Annotated in this window: 29 protein-coding genes; 13 read left to right on the top strand and 16 right to left on the bottom strand. The window is 69.0% G+C overall.

Features of this window, described 5'->3' with window-relative positions; translation table 11 throughout:
* Positions 1-111 precede the first annotated feature (111 nt).
* Positions 112-777 carry a hypothetical protein gene (locus QZV84_RS09950; RefSeq protein ID WP_292828986.1) on the bottom strand — a complete coding sequence of 222 codons (666 nt, stop codon included), beginning with the start codon at positions 775-777 and terminating at the stop codon, positions 112-114.
* Between the two features lie 107 nt (positions 778-884).
* The gene (locus QZV84_RS09945; protein ID WP_292828984.1) at positions 885-1,424 is read right to left on the bottom strand and encodes a hypothetical protein; all 540 of its coding nucleotides are present in this window, start codon (positions 1,422-1,424) and stop codon (positions 885-887) included.
* A gap of 103 nt (positions 1,425-1,527) precedes the next feature.
* Between QZV84_RS09945 and QZV84_RS09940 the strand changes: the two genes are divergently transcribed.
* A complete protein-coding gene (locus QZV84_RS09940; protein WP_292828982.1) occupies positions 1,528-1,896 on the top strand; it encodes a hypothetical protein in 369 nt (122 codons plus the stop codon).
* A 42-nt stretch (positions 1,897-1,938) separates the two neighbouring features.
* Here QZV84_RS09940 and QZV84_RS09935 read toward each other — a convergent pair whose 3' ends face one another.
* Complete coding sequence (locus QZV84_RS09935) at positions 1,939-2,862, bottom strand: alpha/beta hydrolase (RefSeq protein WP_292828980.1); 924 nt, start codon at positions 2,860-2,862, stop codon at positions 1,939-1,941.
* 117 nt (positions 2,863-2,979) lie between these two features.
* On the opposite strand from QZV84_RS09935, the gene QZV84_RS09930 reads away from it, so the two are divergent.
* Positions 2,980-4,074, top strand: a complete 1,095-nt coding sequence (locus QZV84_RS09930) for an NAD(P)-binding domain-containing protein (RefSeq protein WP_292828978.1) — start codon at positions 2,980-2,982, stop codon at positions 4,072-4,074.
* Positions 4,075-4,150: 76 nt separating this feature from the next.
* Entirely contained in the window at positions 4,151-4,648 is a 498-nt protein-coding gene (locus QZV84_RS09925; RefSeq protein ID WP_292828976.1) for a DUF427 domain-containing protein, read from the top strand.
* A gap of 3 nt (positions 4,649-4,651) precedes the next feature.
* On the opposite strand, the gene QZV84_RS09920 is transcribed toward QZV84_RS09925, so the two are convergent.
* Complete coding sequence (locus QZV84_RS09920) at positions 4,652-5,365, bottom strand: LON peptidase substrate-binding domain-containing protein (protein ID WP_363331904.1); 714 nt, start codon at positions 5,363-5,365, stop codon at positions 4,652-4,654.
* Positions 5,366-5,489: 124 nt separating this feature from the next.
* On the opposite strand from QZV84_RS09920, the gene QZV84_RS09915 reads away from it, so the two are divergent.
* Positions 5,490-6,170 carry a response regulator transcription factor gene (locus tag QZV84_RS09915; RefSeq protein WP_292828974.1) on the top strand — a complete coding sequence of 227 codons (681 nt, stop codon included), beginning with the start codon at positions 5,490-5,492 and terminating at the stop codon, positions 6,168-6,170.
* Positions 6,167-7,141, top strand: coding sequence for a HAMP domain-containing sensor histidine kinase (locus QZV84_RS09910; protein ID WP_292828972.1), 975 nt, complete (start codon positions 6,167-6,169; stop codon positions 7,139-7,141). Before QZV84_RS09915 ends, QZV84_RS09910 begins: the two co-directional genes overlap by 4 nt.
* 2 nt (positions 7,142-7,143) lie before the next feature.
* Here the strand turns inward: QZV84_RS09910 and QZV84_RS09905 are convergent, their stop codons facing one another.
* Positions 7,144-7,977: an FAD:protein FMN transferase gene (locus QZV84_RS09905; protein ID WP_292828970.1), complete on the bottom strand. Its 834-nt coding sequence runs from the start codon at positions 7,975-7,977 to the stop codon at positions 7,144-7,146.
* Positions 7,977-8,258 (bottom strand): FMN-binding protein, encoded by a 282-nt coding sequence (locus QZV84_RS11480; RefSeq protein ID WP_363331903.1) that lies wholly within the window; start codon positions 8,256-8,258, stop codon positions 7,977-7,979. The genes QZV84_RS09905 and QZV84_RS11480 overlap by 1 nt, the downstream gene beginning before the upstream one ends.
* On the opposite strand from QZV84_RS11480, the gene QZV84_RS11475 reads away from it, so the two are divergent.
* Positions 8,257-8,412 carry a hypothetical protein gene (locus QZV84_RS11475; RefSeq protein WP_363331902.1) on the top strand — a complete coding sequence of 52 codons (156 nt, stop codon included), beginning with the start codon at positions 8,257-8,259 and terminating at the stop codon, positions 8,410-8,412. The two genes, QZV84_RS11480 and QZV84_RS11475, sit on opposite strands and share 2 nt — an antisense overlap.
* Before the next feature lie 86 nt (positions 8,413-8,498).
* Here QZV84_RS11475 and QZV84_RS09895 read toward each other — a convergent pair whose 3' ends face one another.
* The 4 genes from QZV84_RS09895 to QZV84_RS09880 form a co-directional block, all read right to left on the bottom strand.
* A complete protein-coding gene (locus QZV84_RS09895; RefSeq protein ID WP_292828968.1) occupies positions 8,499-9,926 on the bottom strand; it encodes a ferredoxin reductase family protein in 1,428 nt (475 codons plus the stop codon).
* Between the two features lie 141 nt (positions 9,927-10,067).
* Positions 10,068-10,661: a hypothetical protein gene (locus QZV84_RS09890; RefSeq protein WP_292828966.1), complete on the bottom strand. Its 594-nt coding sequence runs from the start codon at positions 10,659-10,661 to the stop codon at positions 10,068-10,070.
* On the bottom strand, positions 10,658-11,017 hold the full coding sequence (locus tag QZV84_RS09885; RefSeq protein WP_292828964.1) for a hypothetical protein: 360 nt from the start codon (positions 11,015-11,017) through the stop codon (positions 10,658-10,660). The genes QZV84_RS09890 and QZV84_RS09885 overlap by 4 nt, the downstream gene beginning before the upstream one ends.
* On the bottom strand, positions 11,014-12,804 hold the full coding sequence (locus tag QZV84_RS09880; protein ID WP_292828962.1) for a TIGR03767 family metallophosphoesterase: 1,791 nt from the start codon (positions 12,802-12,804) through the stop codon (positions 11,014-11,016). The genes QZV84_RS09885 and QZV84_RS09880 overlap by 4 nt, the downstream gene beginning before the upstream one ends.
* Before the next feature lie 354 nt (positions 12,805-13,158).
* On the opposite strand from QZV84_RS09880, the gene QZV84_RS09875 reads away from it, so the two are divergent.
* On the top strand, positions 13,159-13,557 hold the full coding sequence (locus QZV84_RS09875; RefSeq protein WP_363331901.1) for a DUF3054 domain-containing protein: 399 nt from the start codon (positions 13,159-13,161) through the stop codon (positions 13,555-13,557).
* A 1-nt stretch (position 13,558) separates the two neighbouring features.
* On the opposite strand, the gene QZV84_RS09870 is transcribed toward QZV84_RS09875, so the two are convergent.
* A complete protein-coding gene (locus QZV84_RS09870) occupies positions 13,559-14,215 on the bottom strand; it encodes a methyltransferase domain-containing protein (protein ID WP_292828960.1) in 657 nt (218 codons plus the stop codon).
* A gap of 187 nt (positions 14,216-14,402) precedes the next feature.
* On the opposite strand from QZV84_RS09870, the gene QZV84_RS09865 reads away from it, so the two are divergent.
* The 3 genes from QZV84_RS09865 to QZV84_RS09855 are packed head-to-tail and all read left to right on the top strand — an operon-like array spanning position 14,403 to position 17,102.
* Entirely contained in the window at positions 14,403-14,996 is a 594-nt protein-coding gene (locus QZV84_RS09865) for a PadR family transcriptional regulator (RefSeq protein ID WP_292828959.1), read from the top strand.
* A gap of 52 nt (positions 14,997-15,048) precedes the next feature.
* The gene (locus QZV84_RS09860; RefSeq protein WP_292828958.1) at positions 15,049-16,752 is read left to right on the top strand and encodes an AarF/UbiB family protein; all 1,704 of its coding nucleotides are present in this window, start codon (positions 15,049-15,051) and stop codon (positions 16,750-16,752) included.
* Positions 16,753-16,772: 20 nt separating this feature from the next.
* Entirely contained in the window at positions 16,773-17,102 is a 330-nt protein-coding gene (locus QZV84_RS09855) for a hypothetical protein (protein WP_292828957.1), read from the top strand.
* Positions 17,103-17,175: 73 nt separating this feature from the next.
* Here the strand turns inward: QZV84_RS09855 and QZV84_RS09850 are convergent, their stop codons facing one another.
* The 4 genes from QZV84_RS09850 to QZV84_RS09830 form a co-directional block, all read right to left on the bottom strand.
* Entirely contained in the window at positions 17,176-17,730 is a 555-nt protein-coding gene (locus tag QZV84_RS09850; protein ID WP_292828955.1) for a hypothetical protein, read from the bottom strand.
* Positions 17,731-17,826: 96 nt separating this feature from the next.
* Positions 17,827-18,822, bottom strand: a complete 996-nt coding sequence (locus QZV84_RS09845; protein ID WP_292828953.1) for a lytic transglycosylase domain-containing protein — start codon at positions 18,820-18,822, stop codon at positions 17,827-17,829.
* 199 nt (positions 18,823-19,021) lie between these two features.
* Positions 19,022-20,422, bottom strand: a complete 1,401-nt coding sequence (locus tag QZV84_RS11470) for a 3-oxoacid CoA-transferase subunit B (RefSeq protein WP_363331900.1) — start codon at positions 20,420-20,422, stop codon at positions 19,022-19,024.
* 176 nt (positions 20,423-20,598) lie between these two features.
* Positions 20,599-20,802, bottom strand: a complete 204-nt coding sequence (locus QZV84_RS09830; RefSeq protein WP_292828951.1) for a cold-shock protein — start codon at positions 20,800-20,802, stop codon at positions 20,599-20,601.
* A gap of 378 nt (positions 20,803-21,180) precedes the next feature.
* Here QZV84_RS09830 and QZV84_RS09825 point away from each other — a divergent pair, with 378 nt between their 5' ends.
* From QZV84_RS09825 to QZV84_RS09815, 3 genes are all read left to right on the top strand, one after another.
* A complete protein-coding gene (locus QZV84_RS09825; protein ID WP_292828949.1) occupies positions 21,181-21,534 on the top strand; it encodes a DUF2200 domain-containing protein in 354 nt (117 codons plus the stop codon).
* 174 nt (positions 21,535-21,708) lie between these two features.
* Positions 21,709-22,356 carry a CoA pyrophosphatase gene (locus QZV84_RS09820; RefSeq protein ID WP_292829004.1) on the top strand — a complete coding sequence of 216 codons (648 nt, stop codon included), beginning with the start codon at positions 21,709-21,711 and terminating at the stop codon, positions 22,354-22,356.
* A 148-nt stretch (positions 22,357-22,504) separates the two neighbouring features.
* Positions 22,505-23,035, top strand: a complete 531-nt coding sequence (locus QZV84_RS09815; RefSeq protein ID WP_292828947.1) for a bifunctional nuclease family protein — start codon at positions 22,505-22,507, stop codon at positions 23,033-23,035.
* 15 nt (positions 23,036-23,050) lie between these two features.
* On the opposite strand, the gene QZV84_RS09810 is transcribed toward QZV84_RS09815, so the two are convergent.
* Positions 23,051-24,300, bottom strand: a 1,250-nt coding sequence (locus tag QZV84_RS09810) for a carboxylesterase family protein (protein ID WP_292828945.1), incomplete at its 5' end; no start/stop codon positions are given.

Below are 24,300 nucleotides of genomic sequence, written 5' to 3'. Positions count from 1 at the left end.
CAGCGACGCGGAGTCCAGGAGCATGAGGCGGTCGGTCACGCGCTCATCCTGCCACGGCGGTGCGACGCGGGTGGGGGCGTGACGCTCCGCGCAGAGCGCGCTTGTGGGCGCTCAGCAGCCGGGACCACCCGGGTTCTCGAGGCACGTCTTGCCGACAAGTGCCGTGCGCGCTTCGAGGACCTGAACGTCGTACCCTCCGCTCGACGCCGTCACGTAGCCGGCCACCGGGCGCCACGAGCCCGAGCCGAAATCGACGGAAGCCGCGTATTGAACGGTCACGCCGATCGGGTAGGTTCCGCGCTCGCGGTAGGCGTGGCTCGTGGCAGTCGGCGTGAACTGCGCCTGGCCGAGGGCCGCCCAGCTCGTGCCGCCGGTCGTGGACCGCGCGGTTGATCCGTCGCCGTAATCGAAGACATAGCCCGCGGGCACGAAGCGGACGGTGACATCCCAGCCGAGCAGGGTTCCGGTCAGGTACTGCTCGGATGCCGCCGCCACGACGTTCGTGGGAGCCCCGACGATCCCGAACCCGGCAGGCTCGCCCGTGAGCGACGGGTGAGCGGGCCGGAACGAGACCAGGTCTGCGGCCGTGACATCGGGCGGGGTGATCACGAGGAAGCCGCCGCAGTACGCCCGAGTGCAGGTGATCGGCTGCGGGGCCACGGGCTCGCTCGGCGTGAGTTCGCCGAGCTCCGCCTGCTCGTCACCCGCCGGCGGAGCAGGGTTGCCGATGCTGGCACCGATGTCGACCTGCTCGCCCGAATTCGAGACCGAGCACACACTTTGCCAGCCACTGAAGTCGCAGTCATCGCCAGCTGCCTGTGCGGGTATTGAAGCAGCCGAGCTGAGGGCAGTGATCACCGCCGCAGTGAGGACTGCTAGTCCAATCAGTCGCATGTCGGCTCGCCGTCGCGGCCCTCAAAGTCCTCGATGATCCAGCCTGTCGCCGTGTCGAGGGAGGTGAACATGTTGACTAACATGCTCTGCACATCCGGCCGATCAGGACTAACGACAGACTCTCCGGCCTCGTTTAGCAACTCAACGCGTGAAACGTCGAGGCAGACAGAAACCTCCATCTGAGACTGCGTCGGCCCACCCCACACACGCGGATTCACGATCGTGGGCAGGCTTTCGCCGCGGACCACCCAGCTGTCAGCGTGCATTTGGCTGAATAGCTTGCGCGCTTCGGCATTCGCATCGCCCGTGGTCCAGGCGTACACGGCCTCGAAGGTCTCCGGATCGCTGAGATCCACCTGGTTCAGGGCATCGACGTACGCTCGGTAGGTCTGCTCCGCGGCGGCGAAGGCCTCGTCCTCGTTCGCGAAGATCGGACCCGAAGGCGACGGGGCGGGTTCGGGCTGGCACCCGGTCGTCATCCCGACCACCAGCACCAGCGCGACCGCCACGGCAGCGACACGGGAAATCATCCGACCACGGTAGTCGCGATCCCTCCCGATCGACCGGACTTATCCACACCCATGCAACCGCGACGGCTCTTCGCCGTGCCCGTGGCGCTGTCATACTGACGGCGTGAAGATTTCAAGACTGATCGGTGCCGCCGCCATTCTCATGCTCTCGGTGAGCATGAGCGCGTGCGCGCAGAGCAACTCTCCGGTGATCGCGCCGGTGACGATGGATGCCGGCGACCTGCAGGGCGAGACGGTCGAGCTCGTCGTCGGTCAGGTGCTCAACATCAACACAGGCGATCTCGCTGTCGACAGCTACAGCGGCGAGGTCGCCGACACCGCGGTCGCCGAGTTCGTGAAGGGCTACGAGGAGGGCGGCGCGACCTTCAACCCCGGCGTCAAGGCGCTCGCGGACGGCTCCACCGAGGTCGTTCTGTCGAACTCCGACGGCGGCATCGAAGATGTGACCTTCACCGTCCAGGTCGGCAGGTAGCACAGGCGCCTGTGCGACGCGCTCGGCGTCGCACAGCTCTCGTCAACGAGCCTCGTCAACGACCTCGAGGATCGCCGCCGTCACGAGGGCGGGCTGCTCGACCGGCAGCCCGTGTCCGCTGTCGGTCCGGGTGATGTGCGTCGCATTCAGCGACTGGGCGAGGTCGGCCTGAGCCGCCACCCATCCCGGCCAGGTCGACTCGCCCGGCGTCACCTGCAGATCCCACGGCTGATCCGATGACATCACGACCGTCGGCAGGGCAGGCGGCGCGGGGGTGGCGCGCAGTTCGGCGATGCTGGGCTCGTAGGACGGCACCTCAGAACCGGCCGCGTCGATGCTGCCGGCGACCACCGCCATCCATGCCGCCCACTGCCGGACGGTGAACGTCGCCTGCAGGTACTCGCCGGCGGAATCCAGCAGCACCAGGCCCGCCACCTCGTCGGCGTAGGTCCGCGCGAACTGCTGCGCGATCAGGCCTCCCCACGACAGGCCGACGACCACGTAGGGTCCGCTCTGGTCGGCGGCCGCCAGCAGCGCGTGCAGGTCGGCGGCACCCTGCACCGCCGTGGTCGGCTGCGGCACCGCGCTCGAGGTCGTCGGCTCGCCCGAGGCGACGGTGGTGCCGGGGCGGTCGTACGCGCACGCCCGCGTGGTCTGCGAGACCGCGTCGAAGGTCGACACGGTGCCGGGGTCGGCATCCGGCAGCAGCGTACTCCACTCGTCGGCCGCGCCGCGCGTGCCCGAGAGGAACACCACCGTCGGTGAACCCGTGCCACGGCACTCGAGCCAGAGACTTCTGCCTCCGCCGACGTCGACGAGCCCCGCGACGTCGTCGACGGCGCCCGGTGACGCAGCCGACGAGTCCGGGGGAGCGGCCGACCCGGTGCACGCGGCGAGCGAGAGCATGAGCACGAGCACCGCGGCACACGCGAGGGCCGCCGCAGAGGTGATGGGTCGTGCTGCCATGATCTTGCGCATCCTCGAGGTCGGCCGCCGATCTGCGTGCAATCTACCGCGCGGTCGCTGCTGCCGCACCGGCGGCGGGCGGGAATCCCGCCGCCGCCGACGGCGTTGGATCGCTGCGTGGAGTACGCACCCGTCGACGTCGTCGTCATCGGCGCGGGTCAGGCAGGGCTCTCGGCCGCATACCATCTGCGGCGACGCGGGTTCGCACCGGTCGCCCAGGCGCCGCCCGGCACCGGGACCTTCGTGGTGATCGACGCGAACGCCGAGGCCGGGGGAGCGTGGCAGCACCGCTGGGCGTCGCTGCGAATGGCCACCGTGAACGGCATCCACGAGCTGCCGGGGTATGCCGTGCCGCCCGCCGACCCGCAAAGGGCGAGCCGCGAGGTTCTGCCGCCCTACTTCCGCGCCTATGAGGAAGAATTCGACCTCGCGGTGCGGCGACCGGTGCGGGCGACCGCCGTCCGCCGCGAGGATGACAGCGCCACCGGCCGGCTCGTCGTCGACACCGACGCCGGCGGATGGGCGGCGCGCTACGTCATCAACGCGACCGGCACCTGGACTCGCCCGTTCTGGCCGCACTACCCCGGGCAGGACCGGTTCCGCGGTCGTCAGCTGCACGTCGCGGATTACGTCTCGGCGGACGAATTCGCCGGCAGGCGCGTCGTTGTCGTCGGCGCAGGCATCTCGGCCGTGCAGCTGCTCGACGAGATCTCGCGCGTCGCCGAGACCTTCTGGGTCACCCGACGTGAGCCCGACTGGTCGGAAGAGGCCTTCGACATTCCGGCACGGGTCGCGGCGATCGCGGGCGTCGAGGATCGGGTGCGGCGCGGGCTGCCGCCGGGCAGCGTGATCTCGGTCACGGGCATGCACTGGACGCCGTGGGCGCGCGCGGCCCAAGAGCGGGGCGTGCTGGTGCGTCATCCGATGTTCGCCTCGATCGAAGCGGACGGTGTGCGTATGCCCGACAGCTCCTTCTTCGCAGCCGACGTCATCCTGTGGGCGACCGGATTCCGGCCGGCGCTCGACCATCTGGCGCCGCTGCGGCTGCGCACGCCGGAAGGCGGCATCCGCGTCGCCGACGGGCGCGCGCTCGACGAGCCGCGGCTTTTCCTGATCGGCTACGGGCCGTCGCAGTCCACCATCGGCGCGAATCGCGCGGGGCGGGCGGCCGTGCGCGCGATCGTCGCAGATCGCGCGGAGGTCGCTGCATGAGCTTCGGCAGCGCCGCTGCGCGCCGCACAGCCGGCCTGACCGCCCTCGCCGCCGAAATCGTGCGTAGCGTGGAGGGATGCCGCATCCTGCCCCGTACCCCATCACCGCCGGTCAGGAATCCGTGTGGGATTATCCGCGCCCGCCGCGGATCGAGGCCGTCGATCGTCATGTGACCATCGACCTGGGCGGGCAGCGCATCCTCGACACGACGGATGTGGTGCGCGTACTGGAGACGAGCCACCCGCCGGTCTACTATCTGCCGATCACGGCGTTCGCCGACGGCGCGCTCGTTGCGGCGCGCGGTTCGTCGTTCTGCGAGTTCAAGGGCTACGCCCGCTATTTCGACGTTGTCGGCGGCGACATCACGGCACACGGCGCGGGCTGGAACTATCCGACACCTTCCCACGGGTATGAGCTCCTCGCCGACCGGGTCGCACTCTACGCGGGCAAAATGGACCGGTGTACGGTCGACGGTGAAGATGTCCTCCCGCAGCCGGGCGGCTTCTACGGCGGCTGGGTGACCTCCGACATCGTCGGCCCCTTCAAGGGTGACCCGGGCACGCGGGGCTGGTAGCTCTCAGTCCGCCGGCGGCCGGGCGTCGGGCGCAGCATCCGGGTCATCATCCTCGGTATCTGCGTCCTCTTCGAGCAGGTTCACCAGCGCCTGGTCGAATGCGGCGTCGTCGGCCGTCGTGGTGAGCACCGGCTCGGCCGCGAGTGTGAGGTCTATGGTTTCGCGCAGCAGCCCCCCGACCGTGGTGGACCGCAACAGGCGGAACTGGTCGAGCTGACCCAGCGGGGCGATCGCGGCGAGCTGCCAGCTCGATTCGAGCGGGTCGTCCGACAGCTCGATGTCCGGATCCCACCGCACCTCGGCGTACTCGGCGGCGCGCGAGAGCACGCGCCGGACGATGCGCTCGGCTTCGTTGCGCAGGGGCGTGAGCGCGTCGTCCCACACCAGCGCGGGCAGTTCGCGCACGGTCGCCGTCGGGTACGGGTCGTCGTCGCGCCACTGGCTCACCTCGACGCGGGACCCGCCGACGGCGATCAGGTGGATGTCGCGCTCTGCGGCCATGACGTTCGTGATCCGAGCCATGGTGCCGATCGCGAAGCGCTGGTCGCCCCCACCGGCCTCGCTGCCGCGCTCGATGAGCACCACCCCGAACTGAGGGTCGTCATCCTCGAGCAGCCGGCCGAGCATCATCAGGTAGCGCTCCTCGAAGATCCGCAGCGCCAGCGGCGTGTGGGGAAAGAGAACCGCACCGAGAGGGAACATCGCGACGTCCGCCATGTCTCCAGTCAACCAGCGTTCCGGACGGCCGGTGCGCGAAAGCGCGGCGAACCTTCGCAGTGGTCGCAGTCGGCGCATCGGCTCTGGTCGTAGGCTCTGTCCGAGGCGAGGTGGGGAGGTGGGCGTGTCCGAGAACAGCGGGGCGGAGCGCGGCATCCTGCTGTATGTCGAGGATGACCCGAGCATTGCGGCGATGACGGTCGAAGTGCTGTCGGAGGCGTACGACGTCGAGCATGCGCCCACGGGCGAGGAGGCTCTGCGTCTCGCCCTGAACGGACGGTATGACGTCATGATCGTCGATCGCCGGCTTCCCGGCATGGACGGTGTGGAGTTCGTCCGCGCCGTCCGCACGGCGCGCATCACGACACCGATCCTGATGCTGACGGCGCTCGGCTCGGTCGATGACCGCGTGTCGGGACTTGACGGCGGCGCGAACGACTACCTCGTCAAACCGTTCGACTACGACGAGCTGCTCGCCCGGTTGCGCTCGCTGCGCCGTGGCTTCCAGGCGGACGGCGGTCGCCGACGCCTCGGCGACTGGACCTTCACGCCCGCCTCGCAGGCCCTGTACGACCCGAGCGGCTACCGGGTCGCCCTGACCGCGACGGAGAGCGCGCTGCTCGAGCTGCTGAGCGGCAGCCCCGAGCACGTCTTCAGTCGTGACGAGATCCTCAAGACGGTGTTCCGCGAGGGCGACACGACCGGCTCGGTGGACACGTACGTGCACTATGTGCGGCGCAAGTCGACGCGCGACATCATCGAAACGGTCCGCGCACGCGGCTACCGCGCGGGAAACCCTTCGTGAGCGATCTGGACGATCGGCGCCGCGTGCAGCGGGCGGCGCTGTCGATCGGCCTCTACGTCGCCGTCGCGTCGGCGATCGTCATCGCGGCCGGAGCCGGGATCCTGCTCGCGGTGATCCTGGTCAGCCGGCGCCCCGAAAGTGCCGAGCACGGCGGCGGGTTCCCTCACGAGGGATCGGGCGACGACTTCGTCATCGACGCGGACAAGATCCTCCCGTGGGTGATCGTGCTCGGACTCCTCGGAGTGATGATGCTCGCCCTTGTCGCCTGGCTTGCCGCGCGCCGCTCGGTCCGGCCGCTCGGCGACGCGCTGCGACTGCAGCGCAACTTCGTCGCTGATGCCTCGCACGAACTGCGCACGCCGCTCACGACGCTGACGAGCCGCATCCAGGTGCTGCAGCGGCGGCACGAACGCGGCGAGCCGATCGAGGAGACGATCGTCGAATTGCGACGGGATGCCGGGATGATGACCGATGTGCTGGGCGACCTGCTGCTGGCGGCAGAGGGCGGCGCGGTCGCGGGGGATCCGGCATCCGTCGACGAAGCCGTCAGGACGGCGGTCGAGTCACTGCGTCCGCTCGCGGACGAAGCCGGGGTGACTCTGGCGGTGCACGTGCGTCAGTCTGCGGCGGTCGCTCTGCCGACCGTCACGCTCGTGCGCCTCGTGGTCGCGCTCGTCGACAACGCCGTGCAGTACTCACCCTCCGGCGCGGCGGTGACCGTCACCACCACGGTCGAGGACGGTGTTGCCGAGATCCGTGTTGCCGACCACGGATCAGGCATCCACGGCATCGCCCCCGACGCCGTCTTCGAGCGCTTCGCCCGTTCGACCGAGAGCGGTCGGCGCCGCAGCTTCGGGCTCGGCTTGTCGCTCGTCCGCGATGTCGCGGTCCGGGCGGGTGGCAGCGTGGCGGTCGAGGGCACGTCGAGTACCGGAACGACGTTCCTGCTTCGCCTGCCCGTCGCCGGCTGAGCTCAGCCGAGCGCCGAATCGACGGCGACCACATCGACCGATGTGCCGTCGAGCCAGCGGGTGAGGCGACCGTCGTCGGCGATCACGATACCGGTGCGGGTGCCCGAGCGGGCGACCCAGGAGCGATCCTCGAAGCCGGCGACGACCGCGGCGGTCGCCCACAGATCGGCGCGCGTGAGGCTGTCGTCGACGACCGAGGCGCTCACCACCCCGCGAGCGGGCTCGCCTGTGCGCGGGTCGATGATGTGCGATCCGCGCTCGGCGGAGCCCGAGGTCGCGACGGCGCCGTTGCGCACTTCGAGCGTCGCGATGACCTGTCCCGGCCGGCGCGGGTCGGCGATGCCGACGTTCCACCGCCAGTCCGAGTCGGGTGCGGTGAACAGCTGCATGTCGCCTCCGGCATTGATGCCGACCGCGACTTCGCTCTCGAGCAGCGGTGCGAGGTGCCGGCAGGCGGCATTTTCGACCGACCAGCCCTTCACGTAGCCGGTGGGGTCGAATGAGCCCTGCCACATCGCCGAGAACAGGCCACCGGTCTCGATCGCGGCGGCGCGGCAGGCGGCCTCGACCTCCGCGACCCGCGCGTCCGCGTCGGCGGAGTCCAGCTCTCCTTTCGCGATGCGGCGGATGTCGGAGTCGTCGCGGTAGGTCGAGAACACGCGTTCGATGTCACGGAGTTCGGCGAAACATGCCTCGACTGCCCGCTCGGCGGTCTGGCTGAGGCTGCCGCGTTCGTTCAGGACGTGGATGCTGATCGGCATCCCCATGATCTCCTCGACCCGCACGGAACGCGCCAGGGTCGCGCGCGCCGCCGTGTTCATCAGACGCTCGCCCATCACGCGTTCGCCTGGTCGATCGCGCTCTGCAGCGAGGCGATGTAGCCCCGGCTGGTGTAGGTCGCACCCGAGACCATGTGAATCTGCGAGCTCTGCATCTGGGTCGTTTCGGAGACGAGGACGGGGATGGCCCTCTGGTTGATCTGCTGGTCGCGCGAGTTGCTCTGCGGGTATTCGACGACCTGCGCATCGGCGATCACCCCGCCCGACACGGTGATCTGCACCTGGACGGGTCCGTAGCGCGTGTTCGCCGCGCCACCGGTGTAGGTGCCGTCGGTCATGCCGGACGCGGTCGTCGTCGTGCTGGCGGACGAGCCGCTGGAGCTGGACGACTCACCATCCGTCGTGGATGCCGAGCCGGACGACGTGCTGCCGGTGGATGCCGCGGGGTCGGTGACCGCGACCGGGGGGACCGCGTCCAGTGACGTGCGGTAGCTGAATACGAGCACGAGCCCGCTGATGGTGGCGAGTACGGCGTAGACGATCTTCTTGATGATGTGCTCCTCGAGGCGGATCGGGGCTCAGACGGTGAATGCTTCGGAGTGGATGCGGTCGGCGGCGACGCCGGCCTTCTTCAGGTCGCCGATGACCGAGTCCATCCACGGCACCGGACCGCACAGGTAGACGTCGTATGCGCCGATGTCGGGTGCGAGGTAGTGGATGAGTTCGGGCCCCTGCCATGCACCATGACTTGCAGACAGCCACGACGATGCTCCGGGGCTGCGGGGGCCGGACAGCTGGGCGTGAACGACACCGCGGCGGGCGACCAGGGTGCGGATCGCGTCCTGGCGCATCGCGTCGCCCTCGGAGTGGTCGCGGGTCAGGAGCGTCGCTTCGCCGGGTGCGTAGCGCTGCTCCTCGAGCAGGGAGATCAGCGGCGCGACACCCGCGCCCGCGCCGATCATGAGCAGCTTGGTGCCCTTGCGGACCGCTCCCGTCATGTGCCCGTAAGGTCCTTCGATCAGCACCCGGGTGCCCGGGCGCAGGCGGGTGAGCCGCTGCGTGCCGTCGCCCGTGACACGAGCCGAGATCGAGAGACCGCGGGGTCCCGGAACGCCGGAGAGCGAGAAGGGGTGGCCGCGCGTCCACCCGGCTCCGTCGACGAACCGCCAGACGAAGAACTGGCCCGCCCGGGCGCCCAGCCGGTTCAGGTTGCGCCCCGTCATCCGCACGGTCACTCCGCTGTCGCCATCGCGCTCGACGGCCGTCACCCGGATGCCGTGCCGCGCTGACCGCAGGAGCGGCATCCCGATGCGGAACACCAGGACGGATGCTGCCGCCACGGCCCAGAGGGTCCACCAGTACGCGGTGGCCAAGGGCGAGGACAGGAAGTCGGCGCCGGTCCACAGCTGGTGTGGCAGCGCGAGTCCGACGCCGAGGTAGGCGTACAGGTGCAGCAGGTGCCACGACTCGTAGCGCAGCTTCTTGCGGGCCTTGCGGATCGAGGTGGCCACGACGAGCAGGATGAACATCGTGCCGACCGTGGCCAGCAGCATGCCGGGGTAGTCCCAGATGAACTGCCACAGCTGCAGGAACGGGTTGATGGCGGCGGCGGCTGCATACCCCAGGACGAGGAGCACGATGTGGGCGCCCATGAGCCAGAACGACCAGAACCCGACGAACCGGTGCATCCGCGTCATCGAGTCGCGGCCGAAACCCCTCTCGAACAGGGGGATGCGCGCCATGAGCAGCACCTGGTAGAGCAGCAGGTTCGCAGACACCAGGCCGGCCAGACGGCCGATCGTCGTGAGCGTCTCGGCGTTCAAGCCGAGCGTTGCCGTGATTCCACCGCCGGCGATCCAGAGGGCCACCACGAACAGACTGGTGAGCCAGATGACCGCCGTCGCCGCGGCATGCCAGAGCGCGGTGCGCGGATTGCGGCGCACCGCGACGGCGGCGGGGGCGGTCGACACGGGGATCGTCCGGGTGCGCGGGGCGAGAGCGGTCATGACCTCATCGTGGAGGGCCGATTCTGAGGCGGAACTAAGAATCGGCTGATCACAGCCAGCTCATAGGCAATGCGAAGCGGACGCTGGGCGGCGGCAGCCGCACATGCTCACGCGCACGCCGCGCGGAGACCGGATCGTGTTCTACCTGGAACGCACGCCGGACGTGAAGGCGATGGACGTCCATGCGCACACCAGGATCGCCGCGGTCGTTCCGAAGACGAGCCACGTCATGAACGCCGAGATCGGGCCGGTCACGAACAAGCCCAGCACGAGACCGAGGATCCAGAGGACGATGACCGTCAGCAGCGAACCGACCGCCAGCAGCGATGCGTGCAACGGAGCCGCACGGAACATCCGCAACCCTGCGAGCGTGCTCTGATCGCGTGCTGCGACACCCGGGAGCAGCATGAGCACGAGCACGACGACGACCGGCACGAGCACCGGACTCGCGAGACCGGATGCCGTAGTCGCCAGTATCGCGAGGGCAGCGCCGGCCCATAGCCACCAGCCCGGCCACTGGAATCGTCGTGTCGCGGCTGCGGCAGAAGCCGCCGCAGAGATCACGGCCAGCGATGCGGTCAGGGCCGCGAACGACATGAGCACGAGCAGGACGAATCCGAATTCGAACGCGGGCGTGAGAGAGAAGGCGACCGTTGCGGCTTGGACGACAGCGTTGGCTGCGACGGCGGGGATGAGGACGCGCCACGCACGCGCGGCGATGCGCCAGGCGCTCACGAGGCAGGCCTCGACGATTTCTCGAGCACCTTCTGGATGCTTCCGGAGTAGAGCGTGTCTGATCCGACCGTGACCGTGAGCGATCGGGATTCGTCCGCGGGGGACTCGACCGTGATCCTCTCGCCTTGCAGTGTCTCACCCTCGCAGGCGATCGTGCCGTCCGGCTCTGTCGTACACGCGGGCGCCGTCAGCAGGTCGACGTCCGCCTGCAGGAGCAGGTCGTTGGCCGCGAACCGGACCTCGGCGAGATGGTCGCCGCCGACGGGTGCGATCGCGGCGATTTGAGAGCATCCAGCCAGGAGGAGCATCAGCGCCGCGGCCATGATGAGCGCGCCGGTGCGCTGCGCGTGGCTCACGAGTCCGTCCTGTTCTCGTAGGCGAAGATGCGCGCGCGTTCGCTCATGTGCTGCGCTTCGAGAGCGGCATCCGTGATCGCGGAGAGGTCGAACGGCGCCGGGAGCAGCAGTTCCGTGTTGCGGTCCAGGGGCGAGCCCCGGCGCATGACGGGACTCTCTGCCCAGTCGTTGGCGGCGAACTCTCGGCTGCGCGAGGCGAGGTCGAGGTAGGTGCCACTGGTGCCGGGAACCGCGGGAGAGGCATGGTCGAGCACGGTCGTGAACAGGGAGAGCGTGCCATCGCGATTGTCGATGATCTCCACGACTTGCTGCTGCTGCGGAAAATCGATGCAGGAGGCCGTCGTTATCTCCCAGAAGCCACCCGTCGCGGACGTGTGCGGCAGGATCTGATTGAGGTGGGTATGCCCGTTGAGCCAGCCGACGACGACGGGGTAGCGCAGCAGCAGGTCGACGAACTCCTCCGCGCCGTGAAGTGCCTCTGTGTCACCCGGTCGCTGCGCCCGGTTCTCGAGGGTGAGGCTGTTGTGGTGGCTGAAGATCAGCGCGAGCTTCTTCTGGGACTGAGCCTTCTCCAGTTCCCGCTCGAGCCAGCGGAACTGCACGTCGGGTACCGCGCCGTCCGGTCCTGCCACCTGGTTGCAGGTGTCGAGGCCGAACGCGCGGATGTGGGGGCTGAGGTCGTTCATCCACCAGGTCTCGCCGGTCTCGAGGTTGTGCCGGCTGAAGCCGTGGCCGACAGGACCCGGGGTCGGCTGAGTGGCGAAATGCTCGGCCATGAATTCCCGCTGCTCGAACAGACGGCGTGACGGGTTCGCTGAGACAGTCTTGAATCCGCTGCGCCCGAGTGCCATCCCGAGAGCGTTGCCCGCTTGCTGAAGAGCGCTCCCGGTCGCGGCGTACCCCGTCAGAGCGCTGCTCGCGGTCGCCTCGAGCGTGTACGACTTCTGGCCGCCGATCGCCATCGCCCGCAGCTGAGGACTGAGGTCGAACGTGCCGAGCAGGAGCGTGTCGTGGTTGCCGTACACGGCGTACCAGGGGGCAGGCAGCCCCACGGACGCGACCGGCTTCGCGATCGCCTCGTCAAGAAGGGTCGGCAGGGTCGGGAAGCCGTAATCGCCGAAATCCCCTCCCGCAGGGTCGACCGGGCGATACGCCCAGACCGCCTCGGCCCAGGCCTGGACTCCTTCGTAGGTCGAGCCTGCGCTCGCCGCGCTGACGGTGAGTCCGTCCATGAGGTCGATGTACCAGCGCAGCTCGAGATGCGAGTGCATGTCCGCGCTGTCGCCGGTCACGATCGCCGCGCTCATCGGGGCGCCGGTGAGCGGGCTGTAGCGCGCGTCGGAGAACGCCTTCACCATCGCGGCCGTGGTGTGCACGCTCATCGGGTCGTGCGGGTGGAAGGCCGATCCCCAGGCAGCGTGATCCTGGACGATCATGGGCTCGATGCGTCCCGGAGACTGAGCGTCGATCACGTGCAGGTCGGAGAGGTGGCCGAGGTAGAGGAGCGAGCGACGTGATGCGGTGCGGCTCGCGGCCGGCTTTGCCCGCAGCACGTCCAGTCGCGGAACATGGGCCTCGCCCGGGCCTGTCACCAGGGTGCGATATCGGCCTTCTCGGATGCCGCCCTGCAGGATCGTCTGCAAAAGCGTGGTGGGGATGTCGGCCAGCGGAGCCGCGTTCGCGGAACCAGCGCTGAGGTATGGCGCGAGGGTGTCGAACTCGATTCCGGCCGCGGCGGCGAGCACCGCTGCGCGCGCGAGGAACTGGCGTCTGGTGAGTCCTGCCATCGGTCGTCCATTCGGTGCGCGCGAGTTCGCATGGGCGTTGAGATTCGTACTGTAGCGCCTTGAACCGCCACGCGCCCGCGGGCAGACCAGTCGGATTCCGCCTGCCTTCAGAATCCCGCTGGTGGCCAGAATCCCGCTGGTGGCGAAGTGACCCTCGGGAAGGCAGGCCGGATCCCGCGTCACGTCATCGAGTCGCCGGCGGCGATCGCATCCGGGTATGCGTCGGCAAGACCACCGGCGCGCCCCAACGGGCCAGCAAATCTGGTGCTTACCATAGAGCCGCGTCGCAGCCAGGCCAATGGCTCCTGCCGAGCGCTGCCAATCCCCGTCTCCAGCCTCGAGAAAGGTGCTGACGTGACCGATGTGCCCACCATGCCGCGTTCACAGACGCGCATGATCGTTCTCGCGCTGCTCTTGGACATCGTGCTCGTCGTCGGCTTTGCCGCACTCGGCCGGGCCAGCCACGACTCAGACATCTTCGGCGGCCTCTGGCGGACCGCCTGGCCGTTCCTGATCAGCCTCGGCATCGGCTGGCTCGTCACAATGGCCTGGCGCGCACCCCTTGCTCCGGTGCGCACGGGGCTCGGCGTGTGGGCGGCTACGGTCATCGGTGGGATGCTGCTGCGTGCGGCATCCGGTCAGGGAACAGCGCTGCCTTTCATCATCGTCGCGACCACGACGATGCTCTTGCTGCTCGTCGGCTGGCGGCTCATTGCCGCGCTCATCGTGCGTCTGCGCGCGCGCAGGGACTGAATCAGGCCGGCCCGCGACGCAGGAGCACCACCGAATCGTGCAGGACCGCCTGTTCGCCGGCGGGGCCGACGGCATCCCGCGAGCGCACTTCGGCGATGATCGTGGTCCATTCGGATGTGTCGAGCGCGAGCGCGGCGACTTCTTGGTCGGGCGTCGGGAAGTCGGCGTGATGCCCGTCTGAATCAGTGTGCCGCAACCGCGACCAGGGCGGCGCCGCGGCGTGCGCGACGACGAGCAGGTGCCCGCCCGGCGCGACCACGTCCGCGACCGAGCGCAGGATCTCGGGGCGCGACAAGGCGACGGGCGACTGCAGGAACGACGCGGTCACCAGCTCGTACGGCCCGTCGGGGCGCCAGGTCGAGAGGTCTGCGACGTCGAAGCGCGCCTGAGGCAGGCCGAGATCGGATGCCGCCGCTCGAGCCCGCGCGATCGCCGTCTCCGAGATGTCGATGCCGGTCGACTGCCACCCGCGCTGCGCGAGCCAGATCACGTCGGCGCCTTCGCCGCAGCCCAGATCGAGCGCGCGCCCGGGCTCGAACGACGAGACCACGTCGACGAGCGTGCGATTCGGTGCTCCCGACCACACGCGTGACGACCCGGCGTAGCGTTCCTCCCAGAAGTCCACGGGCGCGGTCGAGGGATGCGGTTCGGTCGGCATACCACCAGCATCTCACCGCGCGGATGCAATATGCCGCCCTGGAGTGTTTCGGTCAGAGGTCTGACTGAGTGTCGTGGTCCGGTCGCTCCCTCGGAATCTCCCGGGAACCCGCCTGACCTGGCTTCTGAGCGATATATCGTTGAGTATCGCTGAGCCCAGACCGGGCGACGGCGCAGAGGAGGTCATCATGAGCGGTTCGAACATCGGAGATTGGTTCGGCGGCGGCGCCGGCGGGAGCACGCGGGGTTCCGGTCAGGGTCGGCCGATGACCGGTCTGTGGGAGGCGATGGAGCAGCTGCGCGGACAGTTCGAGCAGAAGGTCGGCAGCGGCACCCGGATGGGTCGCGGCGACGTGCGCACCGCTGTGCTCGGGCTGCTCGCAGAGAAGCCGATGCACGGGTACCAGATCATCCAGCAGATCGATGAGCGCAGCGGGGGAAGCTGGAAGCCGAGCCCCGGCTCGGTGTATCCCACGCTCCAGTTGCTCGCCGACGAAGGTCTGATCAAGGTTGAGGAGTCGGGCGGGCGCAAGACATACTCGTTGACCGAAGAGGGACGCGAGGTGGCGGACGCTGCAGCCGAGTCCGCTCCGTGGGAGGGATCGAGCGCCCGAGGCCGCGGACACAGCGGCCGCGCGAGTGCCCTGCCGAAGGCCGGCATCGACCTCGCACAGGCCGTTGCCCAGGTAGGACGCTCCGGCAGCCCGGCGCAGGTGAAGGAGGCCGTGGCCGTCCTCGACGACGCGCGCCGTAAGCTCTTCTCCATCCTCGCCCAAGACTGACCGTGCGCCTGCCGCACGTCGGCACTGAGCTTCAAGGATTCGTGGAGATTCGATGACCGACGTACGGAATATGCGTGCGCGCTACCGCAGGATCACCCGGTTCGCTGCGCGCTACCTCGTGCAGACGTGGTGGTTCGAGCTGTTCCTGCCGCGTATCGGTCTGGGTGGTCTCGCTGCGCGCGGTCGCGGGGCGCGAGCGCAGCGCATCGCGCAGCGGTTCCACGCGCTCGCGGTGGACCTCGGCGGCCTCATGATCAAGGTCGGGCAGTTCATGTCATCGCGCTTGGACGTGCTGCCACCCGAGATCACCAAAGAGCTCGAAGGGCTGCAGGACGAGGTCCCGCCCGTCCCCTTCGCCGAGATCCGGGCTCTCGCAGAGGCGGAGCTCGGCGTGCCGCTCGAGCGCGCATACGACCACGTCGATCCGGTGCCCCTGGCGGCGGCATCCCTCGGTCAGGCCCACCGGGCGAGGCTGTCGGATGCCGATGCCGAAGACACCGGACTTCGCGATGTCGTGATCAAGATCCAGCGCCCGGGGATCGACCAGATCGTCGACGTCGACCTGCGGGCGCTGCGCCGCGTCGGCGGCTGGCTGAGCCGCATCCGGCTCGTCTCCGACCGCGTCGATGCACCGACTCTGGTGGAGGAGTTCGCCGCCACGAGCCTCGAGGAGATCGACTACCTGAACGAGGCAGCGAACGCTGAGCGGTTCGCGCAGGACTTCGCCGGGGATGGCCGCGTGAGCGTTCCCGAGATCGTGTGGGAGCGCACCACCCGACGGGTGCTGACGCTGGAGGACGTCACAGCGATCAAGATCAACGACATCGACGGGCTGCGAGCAGCCGGCATCGACCCCGCCGAGGTCGCGATCGAGTTCGCGTCGGTGATGTTCGACCAGCTCTTCCAGGACGGCTTCTTCCACGCTGACCCGCATCCCGGCAACATCTTCGTCACGCCCCACGCCGACACCGATGGCGAGCAGGCACCCTCGGAACGCGCGTGGCATCTCACCTTCATCGACTTCGGCATGATGGGCGAGGTTCCGCCGGGCTTGCGCAAGGGTCTGCGACGGGTGCTCATCGCCGCAGCCTCCCGCGACGGCAAGGGCATGGTGGAAGGCATTCGGGAGGTGGGCGTGCTGCTGCCGTCGGCCGACACCGCAGAACTCGAGCGGGCGATGACCCAGCTCTTCGCCCGCTTCGGCGGGATGGGCTTCGCGGAGCTTCAGGAGGTCGATCCTCGCGAGTTCCGGGCATTCGCGATCGAGTTCGGCGACGTCGTACGCTCGCTGCCGGTGCAGTTCCCCGAGAACTTCCTGCTCATCATCCGCGCGCTCTCGCTCGTGTCGGGAAACTGCAGTTCGCTCAACCCCTCGTTCAACATCTGGGATGCCGTCGAGCCCTACGCCGGCCAGCTGATCCGCCAAGAGGGCGGAAACGTCGTACAGGCGTTCGCGAAGCAGGCCGTGTCGGCGGCGGGTACGGTGGCGCGGCTGCCGCAGCGGCTCGACGACCTGACGACCCGCATCGAACAGGGCCGGGTCTCGGTCGTGAATCCGCAGCTCGAGCGGCGCATCGGCAGCCTCGAGCGCACGGCGCGTCGGGTGATCTCAGCGGTGCTGTTCGCCGCGCTCTTCATCGGCGGCATCATCCTTCGCGCCGACGACGTGGTCTTCGGAGCAGTGGTCATGGCGACCTCGGTGCTCCCGCTGCTGCATGCACTGCTCGCGGGCTGGGTCGGCCGCCGCCTGCCGTAGTCGGGCGGCTATGGTGAGTTGTGGCCGAACAACGACTCATCGACCGTCGAACGGGCAAGCCGCAGCGCAATGGAGCTGCGATCGCCGCTCTGGTGGTGGGACTGTTCGCCCTCGCGGTCGGTGCGTGGAGCCCGATTCCTGTTCTCGGTCTGCTCGCGGCGATGCTCGCCGTCGTTCCGGCCGTGGTCGCGATCGCGCTCGGTCACGTGGGACTGAGCCGATCCCGGCGGATCGGCGGCATCGGCCGGGTGATGGCGATCGTAGGACTGTGCGCCGGATACGTCGCCCTGGGCATCCTCGTTGCGACGGCGATCGGCTGGATTGTCGGCACGATCGTCCAAGGCTTCTGACCAGACACCTCCGTCCTGCCCGCCAGGGCCGGATGCCGTCACCCAGAGCCGCAGGTCTTTCATTCGGTGCGGGTCATGTCACGTCGCGCAGTCCGACGCGGTCGGGGATCTCGAACGGCAAGTGGGGGAGCCACGAGGCGGGGTCGGGCCAGGGGCGCGACGACGGGAGGTTTCTCAGCAGGCGCCGGAGAGCGGCATCCCGAGGCGTCGTCGGCGCCGGCGAGGTGAGCACTCGCTGCGGGGCATGGTGTCCGAGTGCGCCGCACCACCAGTGCCGCCACGTGCCGGGGGCGCTGTCGGGCTCGAGCACGATGTAGTAGTCGGGCATCAGCGCCGGGCCGTCCTTGAACATCGCGAGTGCGGTTTCGACCTCGAGTTCCAGGGCGCCGAGCGTCGCGCGCTCCTCGAACAGCTCGACCCAGGCGGCCGCCACATGCTCGAGCGGGTCGGCGTCGTGGACGATCCAGGGTGTGCTCGCCGCCGCGATGCGCCGCGCGGCGAGAGCCGGTTCGCTGCCCTGCAGTGCCAGGACGTCGACTCCGCGGATACCGTCGAGACTGGCCAGGGCATCTTCGGACTGATCGCCGACGATTGCGACGATGGTTCCGGTCTTCATCGAGTGCGCCATGGTCGATCGTACGGCCGAACGCCAAGGGATCGGTGGATCGCAAGGCGTCTGTCATGGCGCTTCAGCTGGCGAGGATCTAAGGCCCCGGCATCCGGATCAGTACCAGCCGTTGGACTCGGAGTGGCTCCATGCGCCGCACGGGTTGCCGTAGCGGCCGGCGATGTAGCCGAGCCCCCAGGAGATCTGCGTAGCCGCGTTGGTCTGCCAGTCGGCTCCGGCAGTGGCCATCTTGCTGCCGGGGAGCGCCTGCGGAATGCCATACGCGCCGCTCGAAGCGTTGTAGGCCTGTGAGTTCCAGCCCGACTCGCGGTCCCATAGCGAGACGAGGCAGCCGAACTGGTCGTCGCCCCAGCCGTAGCCGGCGAGCATGCCGCGCGCGATCGCCTGGGCGTCACCGGCGCTTGTGCCGGGTCCGGCGAAGACGGGGGAGCTGCTGCGGTTGCTCGAAGAGGCCTGGGCTTCGGCGGCGGCTGCCTCAGCGGCGGCGGCGGCTGCTGCTGCCTCAGCGGCGGCCTGGGCCTGCGCGGCGTCCTGCGCCGCCTTGACGGCGATGGCGGCGTCAAGGCGGCCGCGAAGTCCGTTGATGTCCGCCTCGACCGAGGCGACCTCGGCGGTCACCCTCTCACTGAAGCCGGCGACCAGCGGTGCCGGCAGCTGTGTGGCGGCCTCGAGATGCTTCACCGCGGCCGCGAGGTCGTCGGTGTCGACGGTCGTCACCGGCACGCCGACATCGAGGCCGGAGGCCTGGATGTCGGAGGTGATGGTCGAGGCGGCAGCGATCGTCTGCTCGGCGGCGACGAGGGCCTTGCGTGCGTCGACAGAGGTCTTGTCAGGGGAGGCGTAGGCGGCCGTCGGCTCGAGGGGAATGGAGTACGACGCGAGGGCGAAGTTCATCGTCGTGTTCTCAGTCGCGCCTCCGGCCTGAGCCTGCGAAGTCGGCAGCACGACTCCGGCACCCGCGGTGGCGATGACGGCGAAGGCGAGTCCTGCCGCGATGATCGCGGGGCGGCGACGAGCGCGGCGCGCAGCCTTACGCAGAGTGCGGCGGGCAGAAGCGGGGCGGGCAGAAGTGGGGGGTGTGTTGGAGCGCATGAAACCGGTTCCGTATGGGTGATCCGCGCCCTCGGGCAGGGCGCCAGGCATCCCCAAGGGGGACACAAGCCCACGACTCTTCCTGGGATTTCTGGACAGGTCCGGTGCGTCACCTGAACGTCACATGTGAGCGGCCCTCGGACAAGCGCTGATCAGCAGGCTCTCGAACCGGCGGATTCACACACTCGGACGCGCGCTGTCACACCATGTCGGGGACCGTGTCGGGAACGATCAGTGGGGCGTCGGTGAGCGAGGCGACCTCCTGCGGGGTGAAGCCGGGTGCCACCTCTTCGAGCACGAGTCCGCCGGGCGTGACCCGGATCAGGGCGAGGTCGGTGACGATCACGTCGACGCATCCGACCCCGGTCAGCGGATAGCTGCACTGGCGCAGCACCTTGGGGTTGCCGCCGCGGTCGGCGTGCTCCATCAGCACGATCAGCTCCGCCCCGCCCGCGACCAGGTCCATCGCGCCGCCGACGCCGCCGCCGGCCATTTGAGGCGTCGACCAGTTCGCGAGGTTGCCGGCGGCATCGACCTGAAACCCGCCGAGTATCACCGTGTCGACGTGACCGCCCCGGGCCATCTCGAACGCGGCCACGCTGTCGAAGAAGGACGCGCCCGGCAGGGCGGTCACCAGTTGCCCGCCCGCGTTGTAGAGATCGGGATCGGCCTGCTCGAGGTCGACGCTCGCGCCGTAGCCGAGGATGCCGTTCTCGGCGTGCAGCGTGACGTCGGACTCGAACAGAAAATTCCCCACGAGGGTCGGCATGCCGATGCCGAGGTTGACGTAGCTTCCGGGACGCAGCAGTCGCGCGGTGCGCAACGCCATCAGCTCGCGGGACAGGCCCGGTCGGCCCAGATAGCTACGGGCCTGGTCGATGGGCGCCTGCTGCCGCTGCGCCGCCGCCATCATCTGTGGCGTGAGCGCGGATCCGACGGCCGATGCCACGACCCGATCGACGAAGATGCCCGGCAAGTCCACGCGCTCGGGCGGGATCGCCCCGATAGGGACGATCTCGTCGGCTTCGACGATCGTGAGCGACGCGCCGCGGGCGAAGCTCGGAGCGAAGTTCTGGCTCGCACCGGCGAACGCGACGTTGCCGGCGGCGTCGGCCTGGCGCGCTCGGATCAGGGCCACGTCCACGGGCAGCGCGGTCTCGAGCACGTACGGGACGCCGTCGATCTCGCGCGTCTCCTTGCCGTCAGCGACCGGGGTGCCCACGCCGGTGCGCGTGTAGAACGCTCCGATTCCGGCTCCCGCGGCCCGCAACCGCTCGACGAGTGTGCCCTGCGGCACGAGTTCGAACGCCATCTGCCCCGCCGCGATCTGCTCCTCCGCGACGGACGGCATCCCTGCCACGGTCGAGAACGCCGCGATCAGCCGCGAGACCTGGCGGTTCTCGGCGAGGATGTGGGGCGAGAGCGGACCCATCCCGAGCGCGTTGCACACCACGGTCAAGTCGCTCGTTCCCGCCTCACGCAGCGCGATCACCAGGGTGCTCGGCCATCGATGCGGCACGCCGAACCCGGCGATCGCGACGACTGCACCTGGGGCGATGTCGGCGATCGCATCCGCCGCGCTGCTGACGATCTTGTCCACGATGACCCCCTCGCCGGCGGGGCGTAATCGCCCAGCACCTGCTCGAGCTTATCCGGGGTACCCCGCACGGCGCACTCGGCGGCCGTCCGCAGCGTCACGCGATGGCCGAGACCCGGATTCACACGGTGGCCGCGGGTCTGCCGGGACGGACGAGTCCGTCCCGGCAGATGAGAAGATCAGAGCGGCCGGATGTTGGCGGCCTGCATGCCCTTCGGGCCACGCTCCGCCTCGAACTCGACCTTCTGGTTCTCGGTGAGCTCCTTGTATCCGCTCGCGGTGATCGCGGTGTAGTGCGCGAACAGGTCGGCTCCACCGTCGTCGGGGGCGATGAATCCAAAGCCCTTTTCGGAGTTGAACCATTTCACGGTGCCAGTGGCCATCGTGTCATTCCTTTTACTTTTCGGGCCGCGTGAGCGACCAGGGGTGCCGCGCCGCAGTGTGCGGAGCGGACGTGTGAGGTGCGGGGGACCCGCAGGGTGGGGAAAGGGTGCGTGACGGTGGTCAAGTGAACTTTCAGAGGCTGCGCGGCGATAGGGACGCTCGTGCGCGGGAGTCGAAGGAGATGTTGGGCGGATGTCGATGCGACGAATCCGGGCGTCAGGTTGTCTGTTGAGCCATGCTCCGCATCTGTGCAGAGGCAGTGGGTGACGACGCAAGACCCGAGTGGGCGAATTCAGCGTAGCAGGCCTGCCTGTGAGTTAGTCGGCCCAGCTCACGGGCCCCGCCTGGAATGACTCCTCCAGGATTAGGATCGCTGCATGAGCAGGATTTTCGCGACCAGCTTCGCGGCGGTGTATCCCCTCTATGTCGCGAAGGCTGAGCGCAAGGGGCGCGCCAAGGCGGAGGTCGACCAGGTGATCGAGTGGCTCACCGGCTTCGATGAGCCGGCGTTGCAGAAGCATCTCGCCGACGGCACCACCTTCGAGGAGTTCTTCGCGGATGCGCGACTGAACCCGAATGCGACGCTGATCACCGGAACGGTGTGCGGGGTCCGGGTGCAGGAGGTCGAAGACCCGCTGATGCAGAAGATCCGCTACCTCGACCTGCTCGTGGACGAGCTGGCTCGCGGCAAGGCCATGGCGAAGATCCTGCGCGTCGCCCAGCCCGCTTGACAGATGCCGAAACTCTCAGCGATGAGGATCAGACGGCCGGCCGTCGGTGAACCGGCGTAGCCTGAGCCAATGCCCGCCGAACAGACTCCGCGGAGCGCACGGGCGCAGCTCGTCGCGCTCGCCGACGCAGTGGCCGCCGGTCGCGGTGGGGGCGGATTCGAGGGATTCGCAAACATGCCCCGACCGACCGATCCCCGCACGTCGGCGGTGCTCCTGCTGTTCGGGGTGCTCGATGGCGTGCCGAGCGATCACGAGGCGCACGCGCGCGCAGTCTCGCGTGATCTCGACGTACTGCTGCTCGAGCGCGCCTCGACGCTGCGCTCGCATCCCGGCCAGATCGCGTTCCCGGGTGGGCGCCTCGACCCGGATGACGACGGTCCCGTCGCCGCCGTGCTTCGCGAGGCCGTGGAGGAGACCGGGCTCGACCCGTCGGGCGTCGAGGTGCTGGGCACGCTCGAGACCCTGCCGCTGGCGACCTCGCAGCATCTCGTGACTCCCGTGGTCGGGTGGTGGCGCCAGCCGTCCCCGGTCCGTGTCGTCGATGTGGCCGAGTCGGCGGACGTGTTCCGGGCTCCGGTCGCCGACCTGCTCGATCCAGCCAACAGGGGCGTGACCGTGATCAACCGCGACGGGCAGAAATGGCGTGGACCGGGCTTTCTCGTGCCGCGCTTCGACGAACGCGGAGAGCGTGACGGCGAACATGTGGTATGGGGATTCACCGCAATGCTGCTTGAAGGTCTCTTCGACCGCCTCGGCTGGACCGAGCCGTGGGATCGCCATCGCGAGATCCCGCTGGTGCTTCCCGAGGTCGAGCCGCGCTGAGCGAATGAAGGCCGCGCGGAGACGACCTCAGGGATCATGCCCCCGGCGGCGCGCGTGAGCCCTCTGACCGTGCGGCGGGCCGAAGACTACGATGCCTAGCGCGAGTACTCATGGCACAGCACGTCCGATCGCAGCAGGAGGAGGAGCGATGATCCTGGTTCGCGTTGCCGGTGTCGCCCTCGACCCCACCGGACAGCATGTCATCCTGCTGAAGCCGGTCGGCGGGTCGCCGGGTGAGGGCCGGCTGCTGCCGATCTGGATCGGCGCGCAGGAAGCCACATCGATCCTGGTCGCCATCGAGGGGGCCGATGTGCCGCGCCCGCTGGCGCACGACCTCATGCGTTCGCTGCTTGACTCGGTCGGTGCCACGGTGACCGCCGTGGCGGTCACCCGCATCGACGAAGGCACCTTCTACGCCGAGGTCACCCTCGCGACCACGTTCGGTGAGCGTGTCGTGGACGCGCGACCATCGGATGCGGTCGCGCTCGCCTCGCGCGTGGATGCACCCATCTGGGTTTCCGAAGAAGTCATGCAGGATGCGGGAGTGCTCGACACGGTGACGGTGGGGGACGACCGCGACGACGAGGTGGACATCGTGCCGGACGAGGTGGCGCGCGAACGGCTCGACGAGTTCAAGCGCTTTCTCGACGACGTGGACCCCGACGACTTCCGTGGCTGACTCCGGCCGCCGGGGTTACGGAAACGCGAGAACCCGGTCTCCCCAGCCCGCGCGCAGAGCGGCATCGAGGTCGGCGACGGTGCGGTCTTCGGTGTCGATCACGAGGGTCTCGCGCGCCTCGGGTTCGTAGGCGGGCCAGTGTGCGGCATCCGTGACATCGGGTGATGCGCCGGACGCGAAGGCGGTCCAGCGCACTCTCATGCGCTCCGAGATGCGCTCGGCCGGGCGCCGCCCACCCAGCCAGAAGGTCGGATCCTTGGGGGCCGTGTCGAGATTGCCCCACACGTATGCGAGTTCCGCGCCGTGCGTGGCTCCGATGCCGATGAGGTCCATAGCGCGGGTCGCGTGGTCGAACCGATACAGCCAGACGGGCGCAACGGCGGAGTGGCCTTCGGCGATCCAGATCGTGGGCAGACGGAAGGCGATGTCGCGCGCGATGCCGAGCCCTAGCACCCTCTGCCGCACGCCCTCGTAGCTGCCGAGCACTGCCTGCCGCGAGGGAAGCTCGACCTCGGGGTTCTCGGCCTTCATGTCGGCGAACATCCGCTCGATATCGGCCTCCGTGACAGGCATCAGCGGGCTCTTCATGAACCGGAAGAACGATGCCTCGTCGCGGTTCGTTCCGATCATGAGGGGGATGGGCAGTCCGCGTCCGGCCTTGAGCACGGATGCCGGTGCCTCGGGCACCAGATCTCCGTCGACGACCGGTGCGAAAGCGAGCGTGCCGGGAGCCTCGGCGGGCACCGCGGCGAAGACCGCCATCGTCGCGCGCACGACCTCGTCGACCGGCAGGTCGCGCACGGTGGCGAGGGCTGCGGCATCCACACCCGCCTCGTGCAGGAACTTCTGGGCCACCTCGCGCGCCCGGGCGGGGCCGTACATGCTCGTCGCGGGGGACGATTCGGCGATCGCGCGGTGGAACAGCCCTTCGGCGCTCGGGGTCGCCAGCAGCGTGGTGACCAGACCGCCGCCGGCAGACTCGCCGAACACGGTGACCCGATCGGGATCACCGCCGAACGCGTCGATGTTGCGCTGCACCCAGTGCAGGGCCAGCAGGATGTCCTTCAGCGCGAGGTTGCCGTCGAACGGCACGTCGGGCGTGCTGAACGACGAGAGGTCGAGGAACCCGAGCGCGCCGATGCGGTAGTTCACCGTCACCACGACGACGTCGCCGGTGCGAACGAGCGCCGCCCCGTCGTAGATCGGCTGACTCGACGAGCCGAACGTGTAGGCACCGCCGTGCAGCCACACCATGACCGGCAGCG

Source organism: Microbacterium sp., from assembly GCF_011620715.1.
In the GTDB taxonomy this organism is placed as follows: Bacteria; Actinomycetota; Actinomycetes; order Actinomycetales; family Microbacteriaceae; genus Microbacterium.
This window is presented reverse-complemented; position numbering and strand designations above follow the sequence as displayed.

Excerpts from the sequence above, each read along its gene's own strand:
- QZV84_RS09945 (WP_292828984.1), bottom strand. The coding sequence starts at position 1,424 with ATGATTTCCCGTGTCGCTGCCGTGGCGGTCGCGCTGGTGCTGGTGGTC.
- QZV84_RS09935 (WP_292828980.1), bottom strand. The coding sequence starts at position 2,862 with ATGGCAGCACGACCCATCACCTCTGCGGCGGCCCTCGCGTGTGCCGCG.
- QZV84_RS09925 (WP_292828976.1), top strand. The coding sequence starts at position 4,151 with ATGCCGCATCCTGCCCCGTACCCCATCACCGCCGGTCAGGAATCCGTG.
- QZV84_RS09920 (WP_363331904.1), bottom strand. The coding sequence starts at position 5,365 with ATGGCGGACGTCGCGATGTTCCCTCTCGGTGCGGTTCTCTTTCCCCAC.
- QZV84_RS09905 (WP_292828970.1), bottom strand. The coding sequence starts at position 7,977 with ATGGGCGAGCGTCTGATGAACACGGCGGCGCGCGCGACCCTGGCGCGT.
- QZV84_RS11475 (WP_363331902.1), top strand. The coding sequence starts at position 8,257 with ATGCCGGACGCGGTCGTCGTCGTGCTGGCGGACGAGCCGCTGGAGCTG.
- QZV84_RS11480 (WP_363331903.1), bottom strand. The coding sequence starts at position 8,258 with ATGACCGACGGCACCTACACCGGTGGCGCGGCGAACACGCGCTACGGA.
- QZV84_RS09895 (WP_292828968.1), bottom strand. The coding sequence starts at position 9,926 with ATGACCGCTCTCGCCCCGCGCACCCGGACGATCCCCGTGTCGACCGCC.
- QZV84_RS09880 (WP_292828962.1), bottom strand. The coding sequence starts at position 12,804 with ATGGCAGGACTCACCAGACGCCAGTTCCTCGCGCGCGCAGCGGTGCTC.
- QZV84_RS09870 (WP_292828960.1), bottom strand. The coding sequence starts at position 14,215 with ATGCCGACCGAACCGCATCCCTCGACCGCGCCCGTGGACTTCTGGGAG.
- QZV84_RS09865 (WP_292828959.1), top strand. The coding sequence starts at position 14,403 with ATGAGCGGTTCGAACATCGGAGATTGGTTCGGCGGCGGCGCCGGCGGG.
- QZV84_RS09860 (WP_292828958.1), top strand. The coding sequence starts at position 15,049 with ATGACCGACGTACGGAATATGCGTGCGCGCTACCGCAGGATCACCCGG.
- QZV84_RS09850 (WP_292828955.1), bottom strand. The coding sequence starts at position 17,730 with ATGGCGCACTCGATGAAGACCGGAACCATCGTCGCAATCGTCGGCGAT.
- QZV84_RS09845 (WP_292828953.1), bottom strand. The coding sequence starts at position 18,822 with ATGCGCTCCAACACACCCCCCACTTCTGCCCGCCCCGCTTCTGCCCGC.
- QZV84_RS09830 (WP_292828951.1), bottom strand. The coding sequence starts at position 20,802 with ATGGCCACTGGCACCGTGAAATGGTTCAACTCCGAAAAGGGCTTTGGA.
- QZV84_RS09825 (WP_292828949.1), top strand. The coding sequence starts at position 21,181 with ATGAGCAGGATTTTCGCGACCAGCTTCGCGGCGGTGTATCCCCTCTAT.
- QZV84_RS09820 (WP_292829004.1), top strand. The coding sequence starts at position 21,709 with ATGCCCCGACCGACCGATCCCCGCACGTCGGCGGTGCTCCTGCTGTTC.
- QZV84_RS09815 (WP_292828947.1), top strand. The coding sequence starts at position 22,505 with ATGATCCTGGTTCGCGTTGCCGGTGTCGCCCTCGACCCCACCGGACAG.